General features: G+C 49.5%; 16 protein-coding genes and 1 pseudogene. 9 read left to right on the forward strand and 8 right to left on the reverse strand.

What is annotated here, in order from left to right:
- Positions 1 to 222 precede the first annotated feature (222 nt).
- Together recA and RGU75_RS04855 are read right to left on the reverse strand one after the other, a co-directional pair.
- Positions 223 to 1347 carry a recombinase RecA gene (gene recA, locus RGU75_RS04850; RefSeq protein WP_322233509.1) on the reverse strand — a complete coding sequence of 375 codons (1125 nt, stop codon included), beginning with the start codon at positions 1345 to 1347 and terminating at the stop codon, positions 223 to 225.
- A gap of 329 nt (positions 1348 to 1676) precedes the next feature.
- A complete protein-coding gene (locus RGU75_RS04855) occupies positions 1677 to 2252 on the reverse strand; it encodes an XRE family transcriptional regulator (protein ID WP_322233511.1) in 576 nt (191 codons plus the stop codon).
- A 395-nt stretch (positions 2253 to 2647) separates the two neighbouring features.
- Here RGU75_RS04855 and kbl point away from each other — a divergent pair, with 395 nt between their 5' ends.
- The gene (gene kbl, locus RGU75_RS04860) at positions 2648 to 3856 is read left to right on the forward strand and encodes a glycine C-acetyltransferase (protein ID WP_322233513.1); all 1209 of its coding nucleotides are present in this window, start codon (positions 2648 to 2650) and stop codon (positions 3854 to 3856) included.
- Between the two features lie 13 nt (positions 3857 to 3869).
- Positions 3870 to 4817 carry an NAD-dependent epimerase/dehydratase family protein gene (locus tag RGU75_RS04865; protein WP_322233515.1) on the forward strand — a complete coding sequence of 316 codons (948 nt, stop codon included), beginning with the start codon at positions 3870 to 3872 and terminating at the stop codon, positions 4815 to 4817.
- 151 nt (positions 4818 to 4968) lie between these two features.
- On the opposite strand, the gene RGU75_RS04870 is transcribed toward RGU75_RS04865, so the two are convergent.
- From RGU75_RS04870 to RGU75_RS04880, 3 genes and pseudogenes are all read right to left on the reverse strand, one after another.
- A complete protein-coding gene (locus RGU75_RS04870; RefSeq protein WP_322233517.1) occupies positions 4969 to 6465 on the reverse strand; it encodes a M81 family metallopeptidase in 1497 nt (498 codons plus the stop codon).
- Between the two features lie 50 nt (positions 6466 to 6515).
- Positions 6516 to 6725, reverse strand: a pseudogene (locus RGU75_RS04875) (Zn-dependent hydrolase); the annotation flags it as partial.
- A gap of 306 nt (positions 6726 to 7031) precedes the next feature.
- Entirely contained in the window at positions 7032 to 8351 is a 1320-nt protein-coding gene (locus RGU75_RS04880) for an aspartate aminotransferase family protein (protein ID WP_322233519.1), read from the reverse strand.
- Between the two features lie 226 nt (positions 8352 to 8577).
- Here RGU75_RS04880 and RGU75_RS04885 point away from each other — a divergent pair, with 226 nt between their 5' ends.
- Positions 8578 to 9996 (forward strand): PLP-dependent aminotransferase family protein, encoded by a 1419-nt coding sequence (locus tag RGU75_RS04885; protein WP_322233521.1) that lies wholly within the window; start codon positions 8578 to 8580, stop codon positions 9994 to 9996.
- On the opposite strand, the gene RGU75_RS04890 is transcribed toward RGU75_RS04885, so the two are convergent.
- From RGU75_RS04890 to RGU75_RS04900, 3 genes are all read right to left on the reverse strand, one after another.
- On the reverse strand, positions 9993 to 10187 hold the full coding sequence (locus tag RGU75_RS04890) for a hypothetical protein (RefSeq protein WP_322240765.1): 195 nt from the start codon (positions 10185 to 10187) through the stop codon (positions 9993 to 9995). The two genes, RGU75_RS04885 and RGU75_RS04890, sit on opposite strands and share 4 nt — an antisense overlap.
- Complete coding sequence (locus RGU75_RS04895; RefSeq protein WP_322233523.1) at positions 10154 to 11146, reverse strand: Tim44-like domain-containing protein; 993 nt, start codon at positions 11144 to 11146, stop codon at positions 10154 to 10156. Before RGU75_RS04895 ends, RGU75_RS04890 begins: the two co-directional genes overlap by 34 nt.
- 397 nt (positions 11147 to 11543) lie before the next feature.
- Positions 11544 to 11885, reverse strand: a complete 342-nt coding sequence (locus tag RGU75_RS04900) for a hypothetical protein (RefSeq protein WP_322233525.1) — start codon at positions 11883 to 11885, stop codon at positions 11544 to 11546.
- Between the two features lie 435 nt (positions 11886 to 12320).
- Between RGU75_RS04900 and RGU75_RS04905 the strand changes: the two genes are divergently transcribed.
- From RGU75_RS04905 to RGU75_RS04930, 6 genes are all read left to right on the forward strand, one after another.
- A complete protein-coding gene (locus RGU75_RS04905; RefSeq protein WP_322233527.1) occupies positions 12321 to 13037 on the forward strand; it encodes a response regulator transcription factor in 717 nt (238 codons plus the stop codon).
- A gap of 9 nt (positions 13038 to 13046) precedes the next feature.
- Positions 13047 to 14645 carry a sensor histidine kinase gene (locus RGU75_RS04910; protein WP_322233529.1) on the forward strand — a complete coding sequence of 533 codons (1599 nt, stop codon included), beginning with the start codon at positions 13047 to 13049 and terminating at the stop codon, positions 14643 to 14645.
- 263 nt (positions 14646 to 14908) lie between these two features.
- Entirely contained in the window at positions 14909 to 15241 is a 333-nt protein-coding gene (locus RGU75_RS04915) for a DUF4212 domain-containing protein (RefSeq protein ID WP_322233531.1), read from the forward strand.
- Positions 15231 to 17282 (forward strand): sodium:solute symporter family protein, encoded by a 2052-nt coding sequence (locus RGU75_RS04920; RefSeq protein ID WP_416186784.1) that lies wholly within the window; start codon positions 15231 to 15233, stop codon positions 17280 to 17282. Before RGU75_RS04915 ends, RGU75_RS04920 begins: the two co-directional genes overlap by 11 nt.
- Before the next feature lie 321 nt (positions 17283 to 17603).
- A complete protein-coding gene (locus RGU75_RS04925; RefSeq protein ID WP_322233533.1) occupies positions 17604 to 18083 on the forward strand; it encodes a cupin domain-containing protein in 480 nt (159 codons plus the stop codon).
- A 163-nt stretch (positions 18084 to 18246) separates the two neighbouring features.
- Positions 18247 to 19662, forward strand: coding sequence for a circularly permuted type 2 ATP-grasp protein (locus RGU75_RS04930; protein WP_322233535.1), 1416 nt, complete (start codon positions 18247 to 18249; stop codon positions 19660 to 19662).

Below are 19662 nucleotides of genomic sequence, written 5' to 3' on the forward strand. Positions count from 1 at the left end.
CAAAAACAAAACGTTACAAAACGTTGGGTTCGCTTTTACGACAGCACATTAAGTTTGCAGCGTCGCAACCTTGTTTAAAACGCAATCTTAAAAGCACATAAGGAGTCAGGAGAAAGCTATAACCTCACTTAACACTCATCACACTTATTTTGCACTCATCAAGAACAAAATAAAAATCGGACGAGGAGCCATGCGCCACCCGACCGATTCACTTTTCTTTGATTACTCTACTTTTGCGGCTAACGCTGCGGCTTCTTTGGCTGCTGCTTTTTCAGCGGCTTTTGCTGCTTTCTCAGCGGCTTTGTCGGTTTCTGTCGACACTGCGCCCTCTAGTAATGGTACGCCTAGTGATGCACGTACTTTGTTTTCGATTTCACGTGCCAGTTCTGGACGCTCTTTCAGGTAGTTACGGGCGTTGTCTTTACCTTGACCAATACGCTCGCCGTTATAACTGTACCAGGCACCTGATTTTTCAACGATTTTGGCATCCGATCCAAGATCCAGAATTTCGCCTTCACGCGAAGTACCTGTACCGTACAGAATGTCGAAATGCGCTTCCTTAAACGGTGGTGCGATTTTGTTCTTCACAACTTTTACACGTGTTTCGTTACCGATCACTTCGTCGCCTGATTTAATTGAGCCAGTACGACGAATATCCAGGCGGACCGAAGCGTAAAACTTCAGTGCGTTACCGCCGGTTGTTGTTTCCGGATTACCAAACATGACACCAATCTTCATCCGAATCTGGTTAATAAAAATCACCAGTGTATTCGTGCGATTAATGCTGCCAGTCAATTTACGCAATGCTTGTGACATCAGACGCGCTTGCAAGCCCGGCAAGGAATCGCCCATGTCGCCTTCGATTTCGGCGCGTGGCGTCAATGCGGCAACGGAATCGATAACAATCAGATCTACACCGCCGGAACGGACCAGCGCATCGGTAATTTCAAGCGCCTGTTCACCAGTATCCGGTTGTGAAATCAGCAGGTCTGCCAGATTGATCCCAAGCTTTTGAGCGTAACCGACGTCAAGCGCATGTTCTGCATCAATAAACGCACAGGTGCCGCCCAGCTTTTGCATTTCAGCAATGGTTTGCAGGGTCAGCGTGGTTTTACCGGATGATTCAGGGCCATAGATTTCGACCACACGACCGCGCGGCAATCCGCCAACGCCTAGCGCAATATCAAGACCTAATGAACCAGTGGAAACGACCTGGACCTCTTCGACCACGGCACCATCTTCCATGCGCATGATCGAACCCTTGCCGAATTGCTTTTCGATTTGTGCCAATGCTGCGGCAAGTGCCTTGCTTTTATCAGGATTTGCTGCGGATTTTTTATCGTCCATGGATTTTCTTTCGGCAAAAGGGGTGTAAGACTGTATTAATAGACAGTACTGTATAAAAAAACAGTGCGAATTGCAAGCGTTGTAAACTTAAAGTTAGATAATGTTGCAAACCAGCTGCAACCACTTTCTTTACCCGCATTGTAAACCCGTGTGGAATTTTGGTTGAAATCTTGATGCAAGAGGATACAAACTAACCGTCCTAGCAACGGGCTTGCCAACCCTGCCGACGCAGACAGTACGCCAGTACCGGGGCTAGCAGCGGCAAGGAAAGCAAAACGCGGCCAGGAGAGCAAAACGCCGCTTGGGCGATTTGCGTAAGCCCTCTGGATTTATCGGTGAATCACTACCAATAGAGCTCTCGCCTCGGTTTTTCCTGTGTTACGTATCACATGATTTTTGTCGGCGGGGTAGCGTGCAGTGCCACCAATTTTCAGCTTTTTCTTCACGCCATCCACGACGACCTCGACACCACCATTCAACAACGTTAAATGCTCCATCGTGCCAGGATCGTGCGGTGTGGAAACTAATGCCCCTTCCGGTGCCAACGTCAATTCGTACCATTCATATTTGCCGGCCAATTCCATCGGCCCGAGAATGCGCAGGACGTAACCAGCGTGAAGACCAGGCAAAGTAGGCGTTTCGTGCGGTTCCATGATGTGAATAGCTTCCCGTTCCGACGTTTCGGTAGCGAGCAATTCTTCTATACCAATACCTAAAGCGTTGGCCAATCGCCATGTCACCGCTATGGTCGGATTCGCTTTTTCACGTTCAATTTGCGACAGCATGGATTTAGACACGCCGGCCGCACGCGACAAATCGTCAAGCGTCAGACCGCGCTTAAGCCGTAGCCGTTGAAGCGTCGCGCCGACTTCGGGTGGTGTGTTGTGAGCAATAGGTGAATGCATAAATTTACTTGCTATGTTTAATGGCAGTCGTTAATATCCACTATATTGAATATTTGTTCGATATAGTGGATTCATATCTTTATATTGAACTTCATAGTAACAGATGCAACAGTCGATAATAGATCAAATAGGTCCCAATACCCCACTAGGTGTTAAGCGTAGGCCGACGCCGTTTGCTAAAGCGTTCCGCTACCGGATTTTACAGCCACATTTATGGTTACAAAATTGACAAAAGACATAAGACTCAAAACGATAAATGGGGCCGTCATTTGGCCTTGGGCAACCGCTCACAATACGAAAATGCACACGATCGCCGTACAAGTTTTAAGATAGATAGTGAACATTAAAACCGTGGGTATTAAAACCGTCTGCATAAAAAACGACAAGGAATTGAAATGACGCCGACATCCTCAAAAGCAAGCTTCTTCGCCAGTCTCGACACCAACCTGAACGCTCTGCGCGAGCAAGGACTTTATAAGCCGGAACGCGTTATCAATTCGCGTCAGGGCGCCGAAGTTGTCTGCGACGACGGCCGCACTCTAATCAATCTTTGTGCGAACAATTATCTCGGCCTCTCCGGCGAAGAAAAATTGGTTCAGGCGTCGATTGATGCCACCAAGCAATATGGTTACGGTTTATCCTCGGTACGCTTTATTTGCGGCACGCAAACCGTGCACAAGCAATTGGAGCAAGCCTTGTCTAGATTCCTCGGGATGGAAGACACGATCTTGTACGCGGCGGCATTTGATGCCAACGGCGGCTTGTTCGAGCCATTATTTGACGAGCAAGACGCGATCATCTCAGACACACTGAATCACGCATCAATCATTGATGGCATTCGTCTGTGCAAGGCCGCGCGTTTTCGGTACACCCATAACGACATGACCGATCTCGAAATTCAGTTGCAGGCGGCTGGCGACAAGCGTCATAAGGTCATTGTCACTGACGGTGTATTTTCGATGGATGGCACGATTGCACAGCTCGACAAAATCTGCGATCTGGCTGACAAATACGGCGCACTGGTGATGATCGATGAATGCCACGCGTCGGGCTTCATGGGTTCGACCGGACGCGGTACGCACGAGCATCATCATGTGATGGGTCGGATAGATATCATCACCGGAACGCTCGGTAAAGCACTCGGCGGTGCAATGGGTGGTTTTACCGCTGCACGGCGTGAAGTGATTGAAACATTGCGGCAAAAATCTCGCCCCTATTTGTTTTCCAACACGTTGGCACCATCCATAGCAGGGACCTCGTTGACGGTATTAAATATGCTTTCAAACTCGACCGAGTTACGTGATCGTTTGCAGGCAAACACGGAGCATTTCCGGCGCGAAATCACTCAGTTGGGCTTCACCATCAAACCGGGTACGCATCCGATTGTGCCGGTGATGCTATTCGATGCGCCGATAGCCCAACAATTTGCGCAACGCTTGTATGCATTGGGCATTCTGGTTACCGGCTTTTTCTATCCGGTCGTACCAATGGGCCAGGCGCGGGTGCGCGTACAAATGTCGGCCGCCCACAGCACGCAACAACTCGATCTGGCATTAGCAGCATTTGCGCAAGTCGGCCATGAGCTCGGCCTCTTGAAACATTAAGACGGAAAACAAAATGGAAAAGATTCTGGTCATTGGTGCTAACGGTCAAATTGGCAGCGAGTTAGTGGATGCGCTCGTAGAAAAACATGGTGCCGCCAATATCATCGCGGCCGATATCAGCCCTTCCAGTTCGTATGGCGCGGCTTGCTACGAGCGTCTCGACGTACTCAATAGCAATCTGCTTGCAGAAGTCATCAACCGTTATGAGATTACACAGGTCTACCAATTGGCCGCGATGTTATCGGTCACCGGCGAGCAAGCACCGTTGAAAGCATGGACATTAAATATCAATGGCTTACTCAACATTTTAGAACTGGCGCGGGAACGCAATCAGGTCGGTAAACCTTTACGGATATTTTGGCCATCCTCAATCGCCGCATTTGGGCCAAATACGCCAGCCATCAATACGCCGCAAATGACGATCATGGACCCAACCACCATTTACGGCATCAGTAAACAAGCCGGTGAAAGACTGTGCGAGTACTATTTCAGCAAGTTCGATATTGATGTCCGCAGCATCCGCTATCCGGGTATCATCAGCTTCAAATCGCCTCCCGGCGGGGGCACGACTGACTATGCAATCGCTATTTTTCATGCTGCCAAACGTGCTGAACAATATCAATGTTTTCTTTATCCGGAAACCACCTTGCCGATGATTTATATGCCCGATGCCATTCGGGCTACTATCGAACTGATGGAGGCACCAGCAGCGCAAGTGCGGATACGGTCGGCCTATAATGTGGCTGGATTGAGCTTCAACCCAGCGCAGTTAGCGCAAGCCATCAGGCAACAGTTGCCGCAGTTCGAGATCGTTTATCAACCGGATGATCGACAAGATATCGCCGACAGTTGGCCGCAGAGTCTGGACGATACGCAAGCACGCACCGACTGGAACTGGCATGCCGAAATTGGTCTGGATCAAATGGTGCGGGATATGCTAGAAAATATTCACGCAAAATAGTGAATGATGCATTAACCGGGACGATGAAGCGAATTGATGAATGCGCCTTTCAGTAAGCCGCTACTTCGCTTTACCGACATCCGTCACTGTCTTTATCACTCTTCTAGCATTGACTCGGCACTCTTCAGGACTTTTGCACCATGTAGTGCGTTCACTGCCAACGCGTATCCATATCCAGCGGATAAATGGGGCGGCGTACATTCTTGATGGGAAATAACGCAAAATTCGAACTGGTCGGACCGCCAGTATCGGAGTCGCACTCCTCCAAGCCTTTACTAATCGGTCCGAATACCGGACGACAATACATACGCGATTTCAGCAACAAGAACGTTTTTTTAACTGGATCAAGGCCCATACTAGTAAAGACGCCAAGGTCGTAAGGTTCCACCCGCTCTTCGGTCACAACGATTTGTGCCACGCCAATATCGAACAGGACACTTTTCCCCATTTGTATGGTGGAACCAGTATAGATAGGACCGGTTACCGAAAATTGTCCATCCGTTATCGCTAACACTTGGCCAGTCAAGGTTAGCGGTGTTTTAGTAATGCCTTGTTTGGTGAGGGCGACCTTGTTGCCTAGCGTAACGGTGACGGTCGCGCCGATACCCGCAGCGACCAATTTTGAGACCGCTTCTGGATCACTGATTGGTCCGACACCGATGTCTGTAAGACCTTCGGCCATGGCGACTTCAAGCACATCGAGCGTGTTGCACGTGCCGCCAGACATGACATTATCGCTATGATCAAGCAATAACACTGGTCCGGCACCGTCACCTGCGGCCATCTCTTTTGCGTTCGCCAGCGACTGCTTTAAGGGCTTGCTGTCATACACAAAACCATCACGCTCGCACCACATCGAACGGGCAATTTTTTCTGCTACCTGATTGGCAAGAACCACATCGTTTTCGGTCACCACTACTACCGACATCCCTGCATCGCGGAAATCCGACAACGGAAAACCGGCGAAGATCGATACCGCCAAGACACCCGTTTCAGATTCCGCAGCGATCGCGGCTTGCACTGCACGCTGCATCGCGCTGGTCGATGTGTCGCTAGTCAGTGAGGCCGACAGCAATGGCAACTGACACCACCCGACTACCGGATGACTTTTTTGTTGCAACATATCAACCAGCAAACGACCGGCATGCTCGCCAGCTTCGTACATGTCGATGTGTGGATAGGTCTTGAAGCTGACAATAATATCCGCGTTATCTATTATTTTTTGTGTAATGTTGCCATGCAGATCAAGGGCGACGCACAGAGGGGTATCAGGCGCTATCTCGCGTATTTTTTGGAGTAGCGAACCTTCACCATCTTCAGCGTTTTCCGCTACCATCGCGCCGTGAAGATCCAGCATGATCGCATCGCAACCCACGCTGATGGCCCGCAAGATAGCGTCATTCATCAGCGTGTAAGCATCTGCAGCGACGGCCGCGCTTGGATTGGCCATGGCCGCGATTGGTGTCACTATCGTAGCGCCCAACCCGTCCGCAATATCCAGAAATGCACCCATGGCGGTACGTGCCCCTTTCTGATCACGATAGGCCGCCTCATCCCATTGCGGCGCGAAAGCATCCAGCGGCGTAGTGATAGGAGAAAACGTATTTGTCTCGTGATTCAGTCGCGCGACAACGATTTTCAATAGCATTTTCTTATTCCTCAAAAATTCATTACCAGATTAATTCAGCCTATTCTTAATTAATCAGCGATACGAATTGCGCTGTTTAATATGGCGTGCAGCAAGACGTTCGCACCCGCTTTCAGATGTTCTGATTTAGCATCCTCGATTTCATTGTGGCTGACGCCATCTTTGCACGGCACAAAAATCATTCCGGACGACGCAACGCGAGCAGTATAAATCGCATTGTGACCGGCACCGAATACCACGTCCATCTTCGCGTATCCAAGAAAATCCTCAGCGAAGCCGATAAAAAATAATGGCATGAGATTACTCATGCCATTATTTTGCGTAATTATTTTTTCGCATTCCAGATTACTTCATTTTCTGAAATGCAAACTTGACACCCCAACTAGCGGTATTCGGCCGAGGTTGCATGACTGCTATCGGCGACATGAAAAAACGTAGTGCTGACTGCAGCAATCGCTGCAACGACTTCCTACGCGATACCGAGAACGACTTGTGCAACTGGTTTGCCGAGCGTGGCATTAAAAACGTCGGCATAACTTGGTGCAAACCCAGTTCTTATTTTTGGCTCAATCCAAGGTTTTTAAAATACCGGATAGTTTGCCGATCAGTTCATCGATATGCGTTTTTTCGAATACTAACGGTGGCGATAACGCGATGATGTCGCCTGTGGTGCGAATTAGAATGCCATCATCAAACGCCTGTTTGAAAGCATCAAAAGCGCGCGCGCCGGGCTTGCCCACAATCGAGGTGAGTTCGATCCCTGCGATCAAACCAATGGTTCGGATGTCAACAACGTGCGGAAGGCCTTTCAACGAATGCACTGCATCTTCCCAATATCTGGCGATGCTCTTTGCGTGATCCAGAATGCCATCGTTTTCAAAGATATCCAAAGACGCCAGTCCGGCGGCACAGGCCAGCGGATGACCAGAATAGGTGTAACCATGGAACAGTTCGATTCCAGTCGGGCCGTCCATGAACGCATCGTAAATATGTTGCTTTACAAATACTGCGCCCATCGGTACCACGCCATTGGTCAAACCTTTTGCTGTCGTCACCAGATCCGGTTCAACGCCAAAGTAATCAAACGCAAATGGCGTCGTGAGACGACCAAAACCAGTGATCACCTCATCAAATATAAGCAGGATGCCGTGCTTGGTACATATTTCACGCAAGCGTTTCAGATAACCTTTTGGCGGGACCAAAATGCCGGTTGATCCAGCCACCGGCTCAACAATAACGGCGACGATATTTGAGGCGTCATGCAAAGCCACAATGCGTTCAAGATCGTCCGCCAGATGACCGCCCCATTCCGGCTCTCCTTTGGTGTAAGCATTTTGTTCAAGATTATGAGTGTGCGGCATATGGTCGACACCCACTAACAGCGACCCGAAGGATTTGCGATTACCTGAAATGCCGCCGACCGAGATACCACCGAAGCCAACGCCGTGATAGCCACGCTCGCGGCCGATCAAGCGAGTGCGCGTACCGTCACCACGCGCACGGTGATAGGCAATTGCCATTTTCAACGCAGTATCAACCGATTCGGAGCCGGAATTGGTGAAGAACACTTTGCTGTAGCGGTTATTAGTGTATTGCTTCAAACGGTCGGCCAACTCAAAAGCGGACGGATGCCCCATCTGAAATGTAGGCGCAAAGTCCAGTTTGGCAACCATGTCCTGTACCGCTTTGACAATTTTTGGCTGCGCGTGTCCCAGCGGGACACACCACAAACCGGCAGTGCCGTCCAAAATCTTGCGCCCTTTCACATCTTTATAGTACACACCGGATGCCGATTCCAACAGGCGTGGCGCTTCTTTAAAGTCGCGATTTGCAGTGAAAGGCATCCAGAAAGCAGACATATCAGCATGGCTGGTGTTAGTTGTCATTGCGCGCACCTCAGGTAGGATTGTTAATCATTCATATTAATAACTGATTATTACGGGACACGCCCAGTATTGTTAGATACACTTTTGCTTTAGTTGAAAAACTGTATTGCTCGGACAAAGTGTTTTTAGGTTGCTTTTTTAATACCTTTTCTGCCTCGCTCTTTGGACTGCGCAATTATTGTCGAACTAGTTGTCGAAATTTTATCTAAAATCGCCAGGAATTGTCATGAAACAAGCACGCGCCAAATCCATCCAGTTATCGCTGGACCGCGCTTCCCCCATCGGTTTGGTCGATCAGATTGCCACGAATCTTGCGCAATTAATTGCCCAAGGCATGCTCCGTTCAGGCGAACAGTTACCATCCGTACGCCAATTCGGTATTGATCAGGGCATTGGAACGTCAACGGTCGTGGAAGCCTATGAACGGCTTGTAGCGCGCGGCTTGGTGGCGGCGCGCCGTGGCGCTGGCTTTTTCATCGCTTATCAATCCACGCAGACACAACCAATACCCACCTTTAATCCGCCTGAGCCGGTGATCGATTCTGCCTGGTTGTTATCCGAAATGTTTGCAGATGAGCGTGTTCCGATCAAAGCGGGATGCGGATGGTTGCCGGGAAAATGGCTGGACGACGATGGTCTGCATCAGGCCGAACGGCGCATCATCCGAGCGCCTGGCGCGCAGCAAGTTGGCTACGGTCATCCTTACGGCTATGCGCCACTACGGCTGACTATTAGTCAATTTTTGGCACAATGGTCGCTTGAGGTGCCGATTGACCACATCCTTACGACACATGGCGCGACGCAAGCGCTTGATCTGATTATCAGAACTATGGTCAAGCGCGGTGATACCGTGTTGGTCGACGATCCTAGTTATTGTAATTTAATCGCGATGTTGAGGATGGCGGATGTGAACGTGATCGGCATCCCGCGCACACCAAGCGGGGTTAATACCGAGCAACTGGAGATATTAGCCAGGACACATAAACCCGTGTTGTACTTCACGACCAGTGTGTTGCACAATCCAACGGGCACTTCCTATACGCCCGCTTGTGCCATGAGGGTTTTGCAGGCGGCAGAGCGAAACGGATTTTGGGTGGTCGAGGACGATATTTTTCGGGAGTTAGGCCAACCAAACGATCCGATGCTGGCCGCGCTTGATGGCTTGCAGCGGGTGATCTACGTTGGTAGCTTTTCCAAAACAGTCGCACCTTCGCTTCGACTGGGATACATCGCCTGCCAGCGTGAATTAGCGCGACAATTGGTCCATACCAAAATGGTACTTACACTCACTAACTCGGAAATTACCGAGCGGTTGGTACACAGCGCATTGACTGAAGGTCATCACCGTCGTCACGTTGAGAACCTTTCTGCCGCTTTGTTAAATGCGCAAGCGCGCGTCAATGCGCGACTGATCGAAGCTGGATTGACGCCATTTGCCACACCACGCGGGGGTATGTTTTCTTGGGCAAAATTTGAACATACTGATTTATCGGCCCGTGATATTGCCGACCTTGCCCGACAAAAAGGAATTTGGCTTGCGCCGGGAGACTTTTTTCATCTAGCTGCACCAGCGCAACCTTGGTTTCGCTTCAACGTAGCGTATTCAGACGTGCCTGAATTGGTGAGTTTCTTCCAGAGCATTTAAGCTTGAGGCACGCATTGACGCATTACCTCTTTTCCCATCATACAAGCAGGTAAAAATAATAAAAAACCGCGTGCAATTTCTCGCAGACGGTTTTTTATTTTCAGCTCAGCAAGACCTGCGTTCACCGTCAAGTGAGCGCCATCAAAGGTTTTATAACTTAGGCCACTTGCTCTATACCAGCCAAAGTCCATCCACCATTGCCGTTGATAGGCTTGGTTAGATTCCAGATTTCATTGAACGGCTCTGCCAGTGCTGTTGGATCGTCCTTGATCATGCCCGAGAATTTGACGCCAGCCATGTAGTCGTTACCAATGGTTTCCAAGCCGAGGAATTCAGCATCAATCGTGATCACGTCCGTCTTGTTGGCCGATTGACCACGTTCCTGTAATTGCATTTTCAATTCGGCAAACATTTCAGGTGTAGTGAAATCACGGATATCATCGGTATCACCCTTATCCCACGCCGCTTGCAAACGGATAAAGTTGGTTTTTGAATGGCGCACAAAACCCGCTGTATCGAAATCTGCCGGTACATCAATCGCATTGCTGCCCGCCGCTGAAGATGCGCTTGCAGCGCCAAAAGCAGTGCCAGTCGTTGCACCGGTACTGGTTGGCGCATCAAATGTGTTTGAGTCAAATGTGGTCTTTTGCGCTGGTTCCACATTTGACATACGTGACGCAATTTCCGGCGTAAAGCTTGCGCTGCGAACGTTATTCATCGGGCCAGATCCGGAGAATGCTGGCTTCATGCCATTGTTGCTATCCATTTTCCGACGCACCATGCGGTAGATGAACATACCCGCCACCGCTAACAAGCCCACCATTAAAATAGTGCTGATCATACTGGCCATCGCCCCGCCAAGACCCATGCTCGACAACAACGCACCAAGACCTAAGCCCAACAACGCGCCGCCCAGCATTCCTTTCCATGCGCTGGACTTGGCTGCGCCACCAACTGCTGCTGCGGCCGCAGCAGGTGGAGCGGCTTTAGCAGCTGCCTGATTTTGTGCTGGCGTGGCCTGTTGACGATTCATGCTTTGGGATTTTTTCCCAAACGAACCACCGCCGCCCATACGTTTTGCTTCTACCGATGAAACGCCGACTGACAACGTCATCGCAACGACCATCAGCGCAATAAACATTTTTTTCATGCTAACTCCCGAGATTTAAATCAGTGTGAAATAGGGCCACTTGAAGGGCCATACTCGCTAAAAACTTCCTGACTTTCCTCGCTTAGCGGTTGTTACCCACGTAAGCTAGTCTGCCATCAGGTGAAAATCTTGCAATTAATTGACAATGCAAATAACAACGTAGCGCCCCTTGCGACCTTTAACTCACCATTGCACTAAACACTAATTGATGCGACCGGATGATGAAACCAGGTGGCGTACATTAGCGGCTGCGCGAACGTGTAGCGACAAGCAGGATCGCAGAACAACTAAAAATGAAGATTTACAGAAATAGAGCGTGAAATATACGCATTAAGCCGATAACAATTCGGCCAACGCATATTGCTGACTAACCGAAAACGCAGTTAGCCAACAGTGTTTATGCTCGAGGTGGAGGAGAAATGAGGGGTAAGAAAGGCGGTTCACGCATGCCGTCATTGCCGTGCGCCGCGGCTAACGGAGATGAATTTGGTCTGAAGTTGAAGCCAAGTGCTGGCACTGGTTCGTCGCTCAGGTCGGCATGCAAATTGAGTTCAGCTGAATCTTCATCATCACCGAACGAGCAACAATCTTCACTCATGCTTTTTTGATACGCCATCACATCGGCGATATCAAGAAATTGCGATTGTTGCTGTAGCTGCTCATGTTGTACCAATGCATGATTGTCTTGCGCCAGTGCGAACTTAATATGCGCGTCTACACCGCTTGCAAATACTTGCATAGGCAGCAAAAACGTCAAGAAAAGTATCAACACTCGGATCATGAATAATCGCAATAATAAATTTCAAAGGAACAACTTCTTTATTATACCAAAAGTGCCGGGTCGTCGCCTCAATCGGCCGCACCATTAGCCACTTACCCCAAATCTCAGATTAATTTGTGAATAAAGTGCACGCTAAAGATACACTCAGTAACCGATGGTCTTAAATAGTTACAACGCTTGCCGCTATGGCGGAAACGCCCTAGACTATGCTTGAGACAAAAGTAACAATAAAGTAACAAGTATTATTAGCAACGCGCAACCGAAAACACTGACCGACGCTGAATGTAGCCGACGAATAAAGCCCAGAATGTAAGCCGACGACGATAGCTGCTGAAAACAATCATAACCAGCGCCATATCCCGATCATAGAACATCCAAAAGGCAAACTTAGCCATGCGTATTTTACTCGCTGAAGATGATAGTGTTTTAGCCGACGGACTCACCCGTTCATTACGCCAATCCGGTTACGCGACCGACTGCGTGCTGAACGGTATGGAAGCTGACTCGGCATTATCGACACAAGATTTCGATCTGTTGATCCTTGATTTAGGACTGCCGAAAATGGCTGGTCTGGAAGTACTACGCCGCCTGCGCGCACGTAACTCACGTTTGCCGGTGCTGATATTAACCGCAGCAGACTCCATCGAACAGCGCGTCAAAGGGCTTGATCTGGGCGCCGATGATTACATGGCCAAGCCATTTGCGCTCTCGGAACTCGAAGCGCGCGTGCGCGCGCTTACGCGCAGAGGTGCTGGCGGTGGCCCGACCGTGATCAAACATGGTCCGTTATCTTACGATCAGGTTGGCCGGATCGCCTATATCAGCGATCAGATGCTGGATTTATCCGCGCGAGAAATCGGATTACTGGAAGTGTTGCTGCAACGGACCGGTCGTCTGGTATCGAAGGAACAGTTGGTCGATCACTTGTGTGAGTGGGGTGAAGAAGTCAGCAATAATGCCATTGAAGTCTACGTACACCGGTTACGCAAAAAAATCGAAGTCGGCGGTGTGCGGATTGCGACTGTGCGCGGATTGGGTTATTGCCTCGAAAAAATTGCTGAGGTGCCTGCCCCGCAAACGCCGCCAGCTACCTTCTCCAGTACAAAATAATTTCCTCAGATGCGTGACGACCAAATCATGGCCGCGCAGGCTTCCAGCATACCCCTCTCGGATCGGGATCATATAGTCGAATCCGAGATCGGTCTCGATCTCGGATTCGACCCGAGCGTGGCGTTAGAAAGTGAATCGAAAGAACGCATTCAACGCTCACTATTCGGCGAGATTCTTGACTGGATGTTGGTGCCATTGCTATTACTATGGCCGATGAGTATCGCCATCACGTATTTAGTGGCTAAGTCCATTGCCAACCAGCCATTTGACCGCGCATTGGATGATAGCGTCACAGTCTTATCACAACAGGTTAGTCAAGCCAACGGTAAGGTCGTTACCCGCTTATCGGGTGCAGCGCGCGATTTTTTGCGTGCCGATGATATCGACAATATCTATTTTTTGATCACCGGCCCCAAGGGTGAATATGTCGACGGCGACCGGGAAATGCCAGCGATTGCCCCGGATGAGGATCCACCGCATGCAGGCACCGTACAATTTCATAATGGATCGATGCATGGCACCGACGTGCGGGTGGCGTACACGTATGTCGATTTGCGTAACGATGCAGCTAGCGCCAACATCAATGATCCGGCGCCGCCGATGGCGTTGGTGCAAGTAGGGGAAACGCTGGAAAAACGTGCACAGTTAGCCAATGAAATCATCAAGGGAGTGATCTTGCCGCAGTTTTTGATTCTGCCGATCGCACTCGCACTCGTCTGGTTTGCCTTGTCGCGCGGTTTATCACCGCTATCCGAATTGCAGCAACGGATAAGAGCTCGACGACCTGATGACTTAAGCCCCATTGATTCCGGTCAGGTTCCCGAGGAAATATCGCCTTTAGTACGCTCGCTCAACGACATGCTCTCACGTCTTTCACAGACGATACAAACCCAAAAACGTTTTATCGCTGACGCCGCGCATCAAATGAAAACGCCGTTGGCGGGCATGCGCATGCAATCCGAACTGGCGCTGCGCCAAACGGACGGTCACGATATTCGTCGGTCCCTTGAGCAATTGGCGAAGAGTTCAGATTCTGCCACGCGCCTTGTAAATCAACTGCTCTCGTTAGCGCGTGCAGAAAATCAAACCCAGGAAAATACCGCTCTCATTCCTATTGAATTGTCAGAGTTGGCACGCAACGTCGTGGGCGACTGGGTACAAGCATCGTTTACACAGCGTATCGATCTGGGCTTCGAAGAAGCGCCACAACCTCTCCTTGTCATCGGCAATCCAATGATGCTGCGAGAGTTGATGAGCAATTTGATTGATAACGCGTTGCATTACACGCCGCCAGAAGGCCACGTGACGGTGCGCATTCGTGCCGGAGAAAATAAGCAAGAGGCAATTCTGGAAGTAGAAGATACCGGCCCAGGTATCCCGCCAGCGGAGCGTGAACGTGTGTTCGAGCGTTTCTATCGCATACTTGACAGCAATCGGAGCGGAAGCGGTTTAGGGCTCGCTATCGTGCGGGAAATAGCCCAACAACATGACGCTGACGTCAGTATTTTTTACAATCCTCGTTGCGACGATCAAAAGCTGCCAGGGTGTTTATTTCGCGTCACATTCAAGCAAACTTCCCCAGCTAATTTTCGTGATGAATATCGCTAAAAGCGTATTGCAGTTTAGCGGTTGCGTGAGTAAAAAATATGATTAAAAAGCCAGTGTAAGAAGTCTGTAATACAGGAAAAAATAAGCAGAGGAAAGTCGCAAGTCAGTAGAAAATAAGCACAGAAAATGTTAAATAAATGCAGCTTACTGCCTCCGCAATCTTGAGGTTCAAAGGTAAAGGAGCTGCATAAAAAGTCCCTTAAAGTACTCGCCAGATTGTAGCGCGTTCAATGTTTTTGATTCTTTGATTGTTGACTAAAACCATGGCCCAATCCGTCCCTCAGAATATCGCTGCTCGCAATGCCAGACACTGGCGCAGGACCAAAAAACTGACTTTCAGCCTGTTACTGATTTGGTTTTCGGTCACGTTTCTTGTGATTTTCTTTGCGCGAGAATTATCAAGCGTTACCGTGTTCGGATGGCCCTTATCTTTTTATATGGCCGCACAAGGATTGGTCGTGATTTACCTCCTACTCGTCGGTATATATACCTGGCAAATGGGACGATTTGACCGTGATGCCGATATGACTTTGCCCGATCCAAAGCTGCGCGCAATGAAGTCGTCTCAACTGGCTGAACTCAATAATGAAAAGTAAGTCATTCTTATCGCGTTTGACGCGCTATTACGCTTGGTACACCGCAGGCTTCATTGGCTTTCTGATCATTCTCGCCATCCTCGAAAAAGAAGGATTTCCACGCTCCTGGATTGGTTATATGTTCATGTTCGCTACCATCGCCCTGTATGCGGGCATTGGCGTCGTTAGCCGGACATCCGACGTGTCGGAATATTACGTTGCGGGAAGACGTGTACCGGGAATTTTTAACGGCATGGCAACGGCTGCCGACTGGATTTCGGCAGCAACTTTCATCAGCTTGGCCGGGGGCTTATATTTGCAGGGCTTTGATGGTCTCGCCTATATCATTGGCTGGACCGGCGGCTACTGTCTGGTTGCGCTCCTCATTGCGCCTTATTTACGCAAATTCGGTCAGTACACTATTCCGGACTTTTTGGCCGCACGCTACAGCGGCCGCATTGGTGGTCGGTATGGCGGCAATCCAGTTCGCATTTTGGCGGTAATCGCCACTGTACTCATCTCATTTACATACGTGGTGGCACAAATTTATGGTGTCGGACTTATCACGTCGCGCTTCACTGGCGTCGATTTTTCCGTTGGCATTTTTCTCGGTCTTGCCAGCATTTTGGTTTGTTCATTTTTAGGTGGAATGCGCGCGATTACGTGGACGCAAGTGGCGCAGTACATCATCATTCTTTTTGCCTACTTGATTCCCGTCATCTGGCTATCAGCCAAACATACACATAATCCAATTCCGCAATTTGCATATGGCTCGGTCATGACGCAATTAAGCAATATTGAAAAAACGTTGAGCGATGATCCCAAAGAATTAGAGGTGCGGAGTATTTACAAAGCACGTGCCGAAGCATTCGACAAGCGCTTGAACAATTTGCCTCAATCCTGGACGCAAGGTCGGATCGAAGCACAGCGCGAACTTAAAGCCTTAAAACATAGCAGTGACACTTCGCTGATCGACATTCGCGTTGCCAATCGTAAGTTGAGCGAATATCCAAAATCACCGGAAGAAGCCCAGCAGAGATGGAGAGATGCCAAAGCCCTCAATCTGGCGCACGCCGAGCCACCCACGCCACAAGCAACCCCATTTCCGGGCAAGGATAAAGAAGCATCGGATATTAAACGTAACAACTTTTTGGCAGTAGTGTTTTGCCTGATGCTAGGGACAGCCGCATTGCCGCATGTGTTGATGCGCTACTACACCACGCCATCGGTACAAGAAACGCGTAAATCGGTTTTCTGGACGCTGTTTTTTATTTTATTGATCTACCTGACGGTCCCTGCTTTAGCGGTATTGGTCAAGTACGACATCTATACTTCATTGGTCGGGACCGAGTACGCGCATCTACCAAACTGGGTGTCGTATTGGGCCAATATCGACAAAACTAATCCGCTGGTCAGCATCATCGACCTGAATCATGATGGTATCGTACAGTTATCGGAAATATCGCTGGACGGTGACATGATCGTATTGGCGACACCAGAAATTGCCGGATTGCCCTATTTCATTTCAGGATTGGTTGCTGCGGGCGGTTTAGCAGCAGCGCTATCCACTGCCGATGGCCTGCTTTTAACGATCTCTAACGCGCTATCACACGACGTTTATTACAAAATGATTGATCCGGTGGCCTCCACACAAAAGCGCGTTACGATTTCCAAATTGCTGCTACTCGTCGTGGCGTTGCTGGCGGCTTATACCGCGTCGTTAAAACCCGGCGATATTTTGTCTATGGTTGGAGCGGCATTCTCACTCGCCGGTTCGGCACTTTTCCCCGCGCTCATGCTTGGTGTATTTTGGAAAAGAGCCAATCAACACGGTGCCATTGCCGGGATCATTGCCGGATTCGGCATGTGCGTGTTTTACATGTTGCACACCCTTCCTGCATTGGGCGGGTCCGTCACGGGGCAGTGGTTTCACATTGCTCCCATCTCAGCTGGCGTTTTTGGCGTCCCAGCTGGATTGCTGACGATGATAGTCGTCAGCTTACTGACACCACCACCGGATGCACGCACGATGGCGTTGGTCGATTATATTCGTGCGCCTTGAAGCGCTGCGAGCAGCCAAGCGATCTTGCTGGGAGGGAATGATTTCCCCTTAAGCAAATTGTTACCATAAACATCAGCTATCTGGCACGGGAATTGCTAGACAAAAAGAGTAATTTCTATCATCTCAATCGTCATTTCGAGCGCCGCTTGAAGGCGATTCAGGAGTAAAGTTACTACTGAAATTTTATTACGAGTATGTGTTGTATGTAGCTGTTAAAGTCACTCTACAACAGTCCATGCGACCGATTTATCAATGGTCACCATGACATTGATTGTCGTCATGGTCGTGTTTAATTCGTATTTTGCATGAAAGGACAGTGCAATGGATGCGCAAAACACCAATGACCAAACCGTTCCAAAAACCGCGTTTTCTCATATACGCGAGGGCGATACTGCATTTGAACCTGGTGGTCTCCGGGATTTTTTCCTATATCGCGATTTAGGTATTAGTGCGGCCACAGGTGGCCAGGTCATCGCTCAGTTGGTGAAGGCGAACATGGCACCAGAAGAAGGCACTGGCTGGCATCGACATGAAGCAAAGTTTCATATGGTCTACATGCTCAAAGGTTGGGCACGCTTCATGTATGAGGACCAATTAACGCTGGTCAACGCGGGTGATTGCGTGCACCAGCGCCCCGGTATAGTGCATTTTTTATTCGACTACTCTCCCGACATGGAATATCTGGAAGTTGTTGGCCCCGCTAATTTCACCTCAATCGATGCGCCCGCTCCGTGCGCAGTACCGAAACCAACACCTTGGTTTTCCGAGTTAACTGAAAGCTCAACTATCAATAGCGAATAACGGCTTAAAACTGCCTTGGCTAACCATGCAGGGCAGTTGCCACTCAGTACGAATAATGCTATTTTGATAAAATTAATACGAGACTAAATGCCATCAGCGCTGACCTTGGTCATCAGGGGAAATCTTTTGATGTTTACGTACAAAACAACTGCGAAGTAAAGTTATGGCAAATTTTTTCGATGAAATGTACACCGATGGTTCCGACGTTGCTCGTCCCCATTATGGTGAGTTTTCAAACTGGCTTGGACAGCAATCGGCCGAAACGATTGCTAGAAAACGCGTTGAAGCAGATGTCATTTTCCGTCGTGTCGGCATCACCTTTGCAGTGTATGGCAACGACGCCGGTACCGAACGACTGATCCCTTTCGATATTATTCCACGCATCATTCATGCCGCCGAATGGTCGGTGCTGGAAGCAGGGCTGATTCAGCGTGTTAAGGCGCTGAATATGTTCATCCATGATATTTATCATGATCAAAACATCATCAAGGCCGGCGTGATCCCTGCGGAACAAATTTTCCGCAATGCGCAGTACCGCCCTGAAATGCAGGGTATTTCAGTGGCCTCGGATATTTATGCGCACATTGCAGGCGTCGATATCGTACGCGCTGGTCAAGGCGAATTTTATGTATTAGAAGACAATCTGCGTGTCCCGTCCGGCGTGTCTTATATGCTAGAAGACCGCAAGATGATGATGCGCCTGTTTCCAGAATTATTCACACGTCATAAAATCGCACCGGTTGATCATTATCCTGACATGTTGCTCGATAATTTGCGCTCCGTGGCACCAGTTGGTGTTACCGATCCAACGGTCGTGATCATGACGCCGGGGATGTATAACTCAGCGTACTTTGAGCATGCATTTTTAGCGCAGCAAATGGGCGTTGAGCTAGTCGAAGGAAAAGACTTGTTTGTCGACGATAACGCAGTATATATGCGCACCACGCGTGGACCAAAACGCGTCGACGTCATTTATCGCCGAATCGATGATGACTATCTGGATCCGCTGGCGTTCCGTCCGGACTCTACACTTGGTGTGCCCGGTTTGCTATCGGTCTATCGTGCGGGCGGCGTCACGTTGGCGAACGCTATCGGTACCGGCGTGGCTGATGACAAATCGATTTATCCATACGTTCCCGACATGATCAAGTTTTACATGGCGGAAAAACCGATTCTCAATAATGTCCCGACTTTTCAGTGTCGCAAAAAAGACGATCTGGCATACACCTTGGCGAATCTTAAAGATCTGGTCGTCAAGGAAGTCCACGGCGCTGGTGGTTATGGCATGCTGGTCGGTCCGGCATCGACGAAGCAAGAAATCGAAGATTTCCGTGCTCGCGTGATCGCCAATCCAGAAGGCTACATAGCCCAGCCAACATTGGCGCTCTCAGCCTGCCCTACTTATGTTGAGGCCGGGATTGCCCCGCGCCACATCGACCTGCGACCATTTGTTCTTTCGGGAAAAAACGTTTCGATGGTACGTGGTGGACTGACGCGCGTGGCGCTCAAAGAAGGCTCGCTCGTCGTCAATTCGTCCCAAGGCGGCGGCACCAAAGACACCTGGATACTGGAGAAATAA

It is taken from the genome of Glaciimonas sp. CA11.2, from assembly GCF_034314045.1.
In the GTDB taxonomy this organism is placed as follows: Bacteria; Pseudomonadota; Gammaproteobacteria; order Burkholderiales; family Burkholderiaceae_D; genus Glaciimonas.

Bases quoted from the DNA above. Each gene is read 5' to 3' on its own strand.
- recA (WP_322233509.1), bottom strand. From the start codon at position 1,347: ATGGACGATAAAAAATCCGCAGCAAATCCTGATAAAAGCAAGGCACTT.
- RGU75_RS04855 (WP_322233511.1), bottom strand. From the start codon at position 2,252: ATGCATTCACCTATTGCTCACAACACACCACCCGAAGTCGGCGCGACG.
- kbl (WP_322233513.1), top strand. From the start codon at position 2,648: ATGACGCCGACATCCTCAAAAGCAAGCTTCTTCGCCAGTCTCGACACC.
- RGU75_RS04865 (WP_322233515.1), top strand. From the start codon at position 3,870: ATGGAAAAGATTCTGGTCATTGGTGCTAACGGTCAAATTGGCAGCGAG.
- RGU75_RS04870 (WP_322233517.1), bottom strand. From the start codon at position 6,465: ATGCTATTGAAAATCGTTGTCGCGCGACTGAATCACGAGACAAATACG.
- RGU75_RS04880 (WP_322233519.1), bottom strand. From the start codon at position 8,351: ATGACAACTAACACCAGCCATGCTGATATGTCTGCTTTCTGGATGCCT.
- RGU75_RS04885 (WP_322233521.1), top strand. From the start codon at position 8,578: ATGAAACAAGCACGCGCCAAATCCATCCAGTTATCGCTGGACCGCGCT.
- RGU75_RS04890 (WP_322240765.1), bottom strand. From the start codon at position 10,187: ATGGACTTTGGCTGGTATAGAGCAAGTGGCCTAAGTTATAAAACCTTT.
- RGU75_RS04895 (WP_322233523.1), bottom strand. From the start codon at position 11,146: ATGAAAAAAATGTTTATTGCGCTGATGGTCGTTGCGATGACGTTGTCA.
- RGU75_RS04900 (WP_322233525.1), bottom strand. From the start codon at position 11,885: ATGCAAGTATTTGCAAGCGGTGTAGACGCGCATATTAAGTTCGCACTG.
- RGU75_RS04905 (WP_322233527.1), top strand. From the start codon at position 12,321: ATGCGTATTTTACTCGCTGAAGATGATAGTGTTTTAGCCGACGGACTC.
- RGU75_RS04910 (WP_322233529.1), top strand. From the start codon at position 13,047: ATGCGTGACGACCAAATCATGGCCGCGCAGGCTTCCAGCATACCCCTC.
- RGU75_RS04915 (WP_322233531.1), top strand. From the start codon at position 14,909: ATGGCCCAATCCGTCCCTCAGAATATCGCTGCTCGCAATGCCAGACAC.
- RGU75_RS04920 (WP_416186784.1), top strand. From the start codon at position 15,231: ATGAAAAGTAAGTCATTCTTATCGCGTTTGACGCGCTATTACGCTTGG.
- RGU75_RS04925 (WP_322233533.1), top strand. From the start codon at position 17,604: ATGGATGCGCAAAACACCAATGACCAAACCGTTCCAAAAACCGCGTTT.
- RGU75_RS04930 (WP_322233535.1), top strand. From the start codon at position 18,247: ATGGCAAATTTTTTCGATGAAATGTACACCGATGGTTCCGACGTTGCT.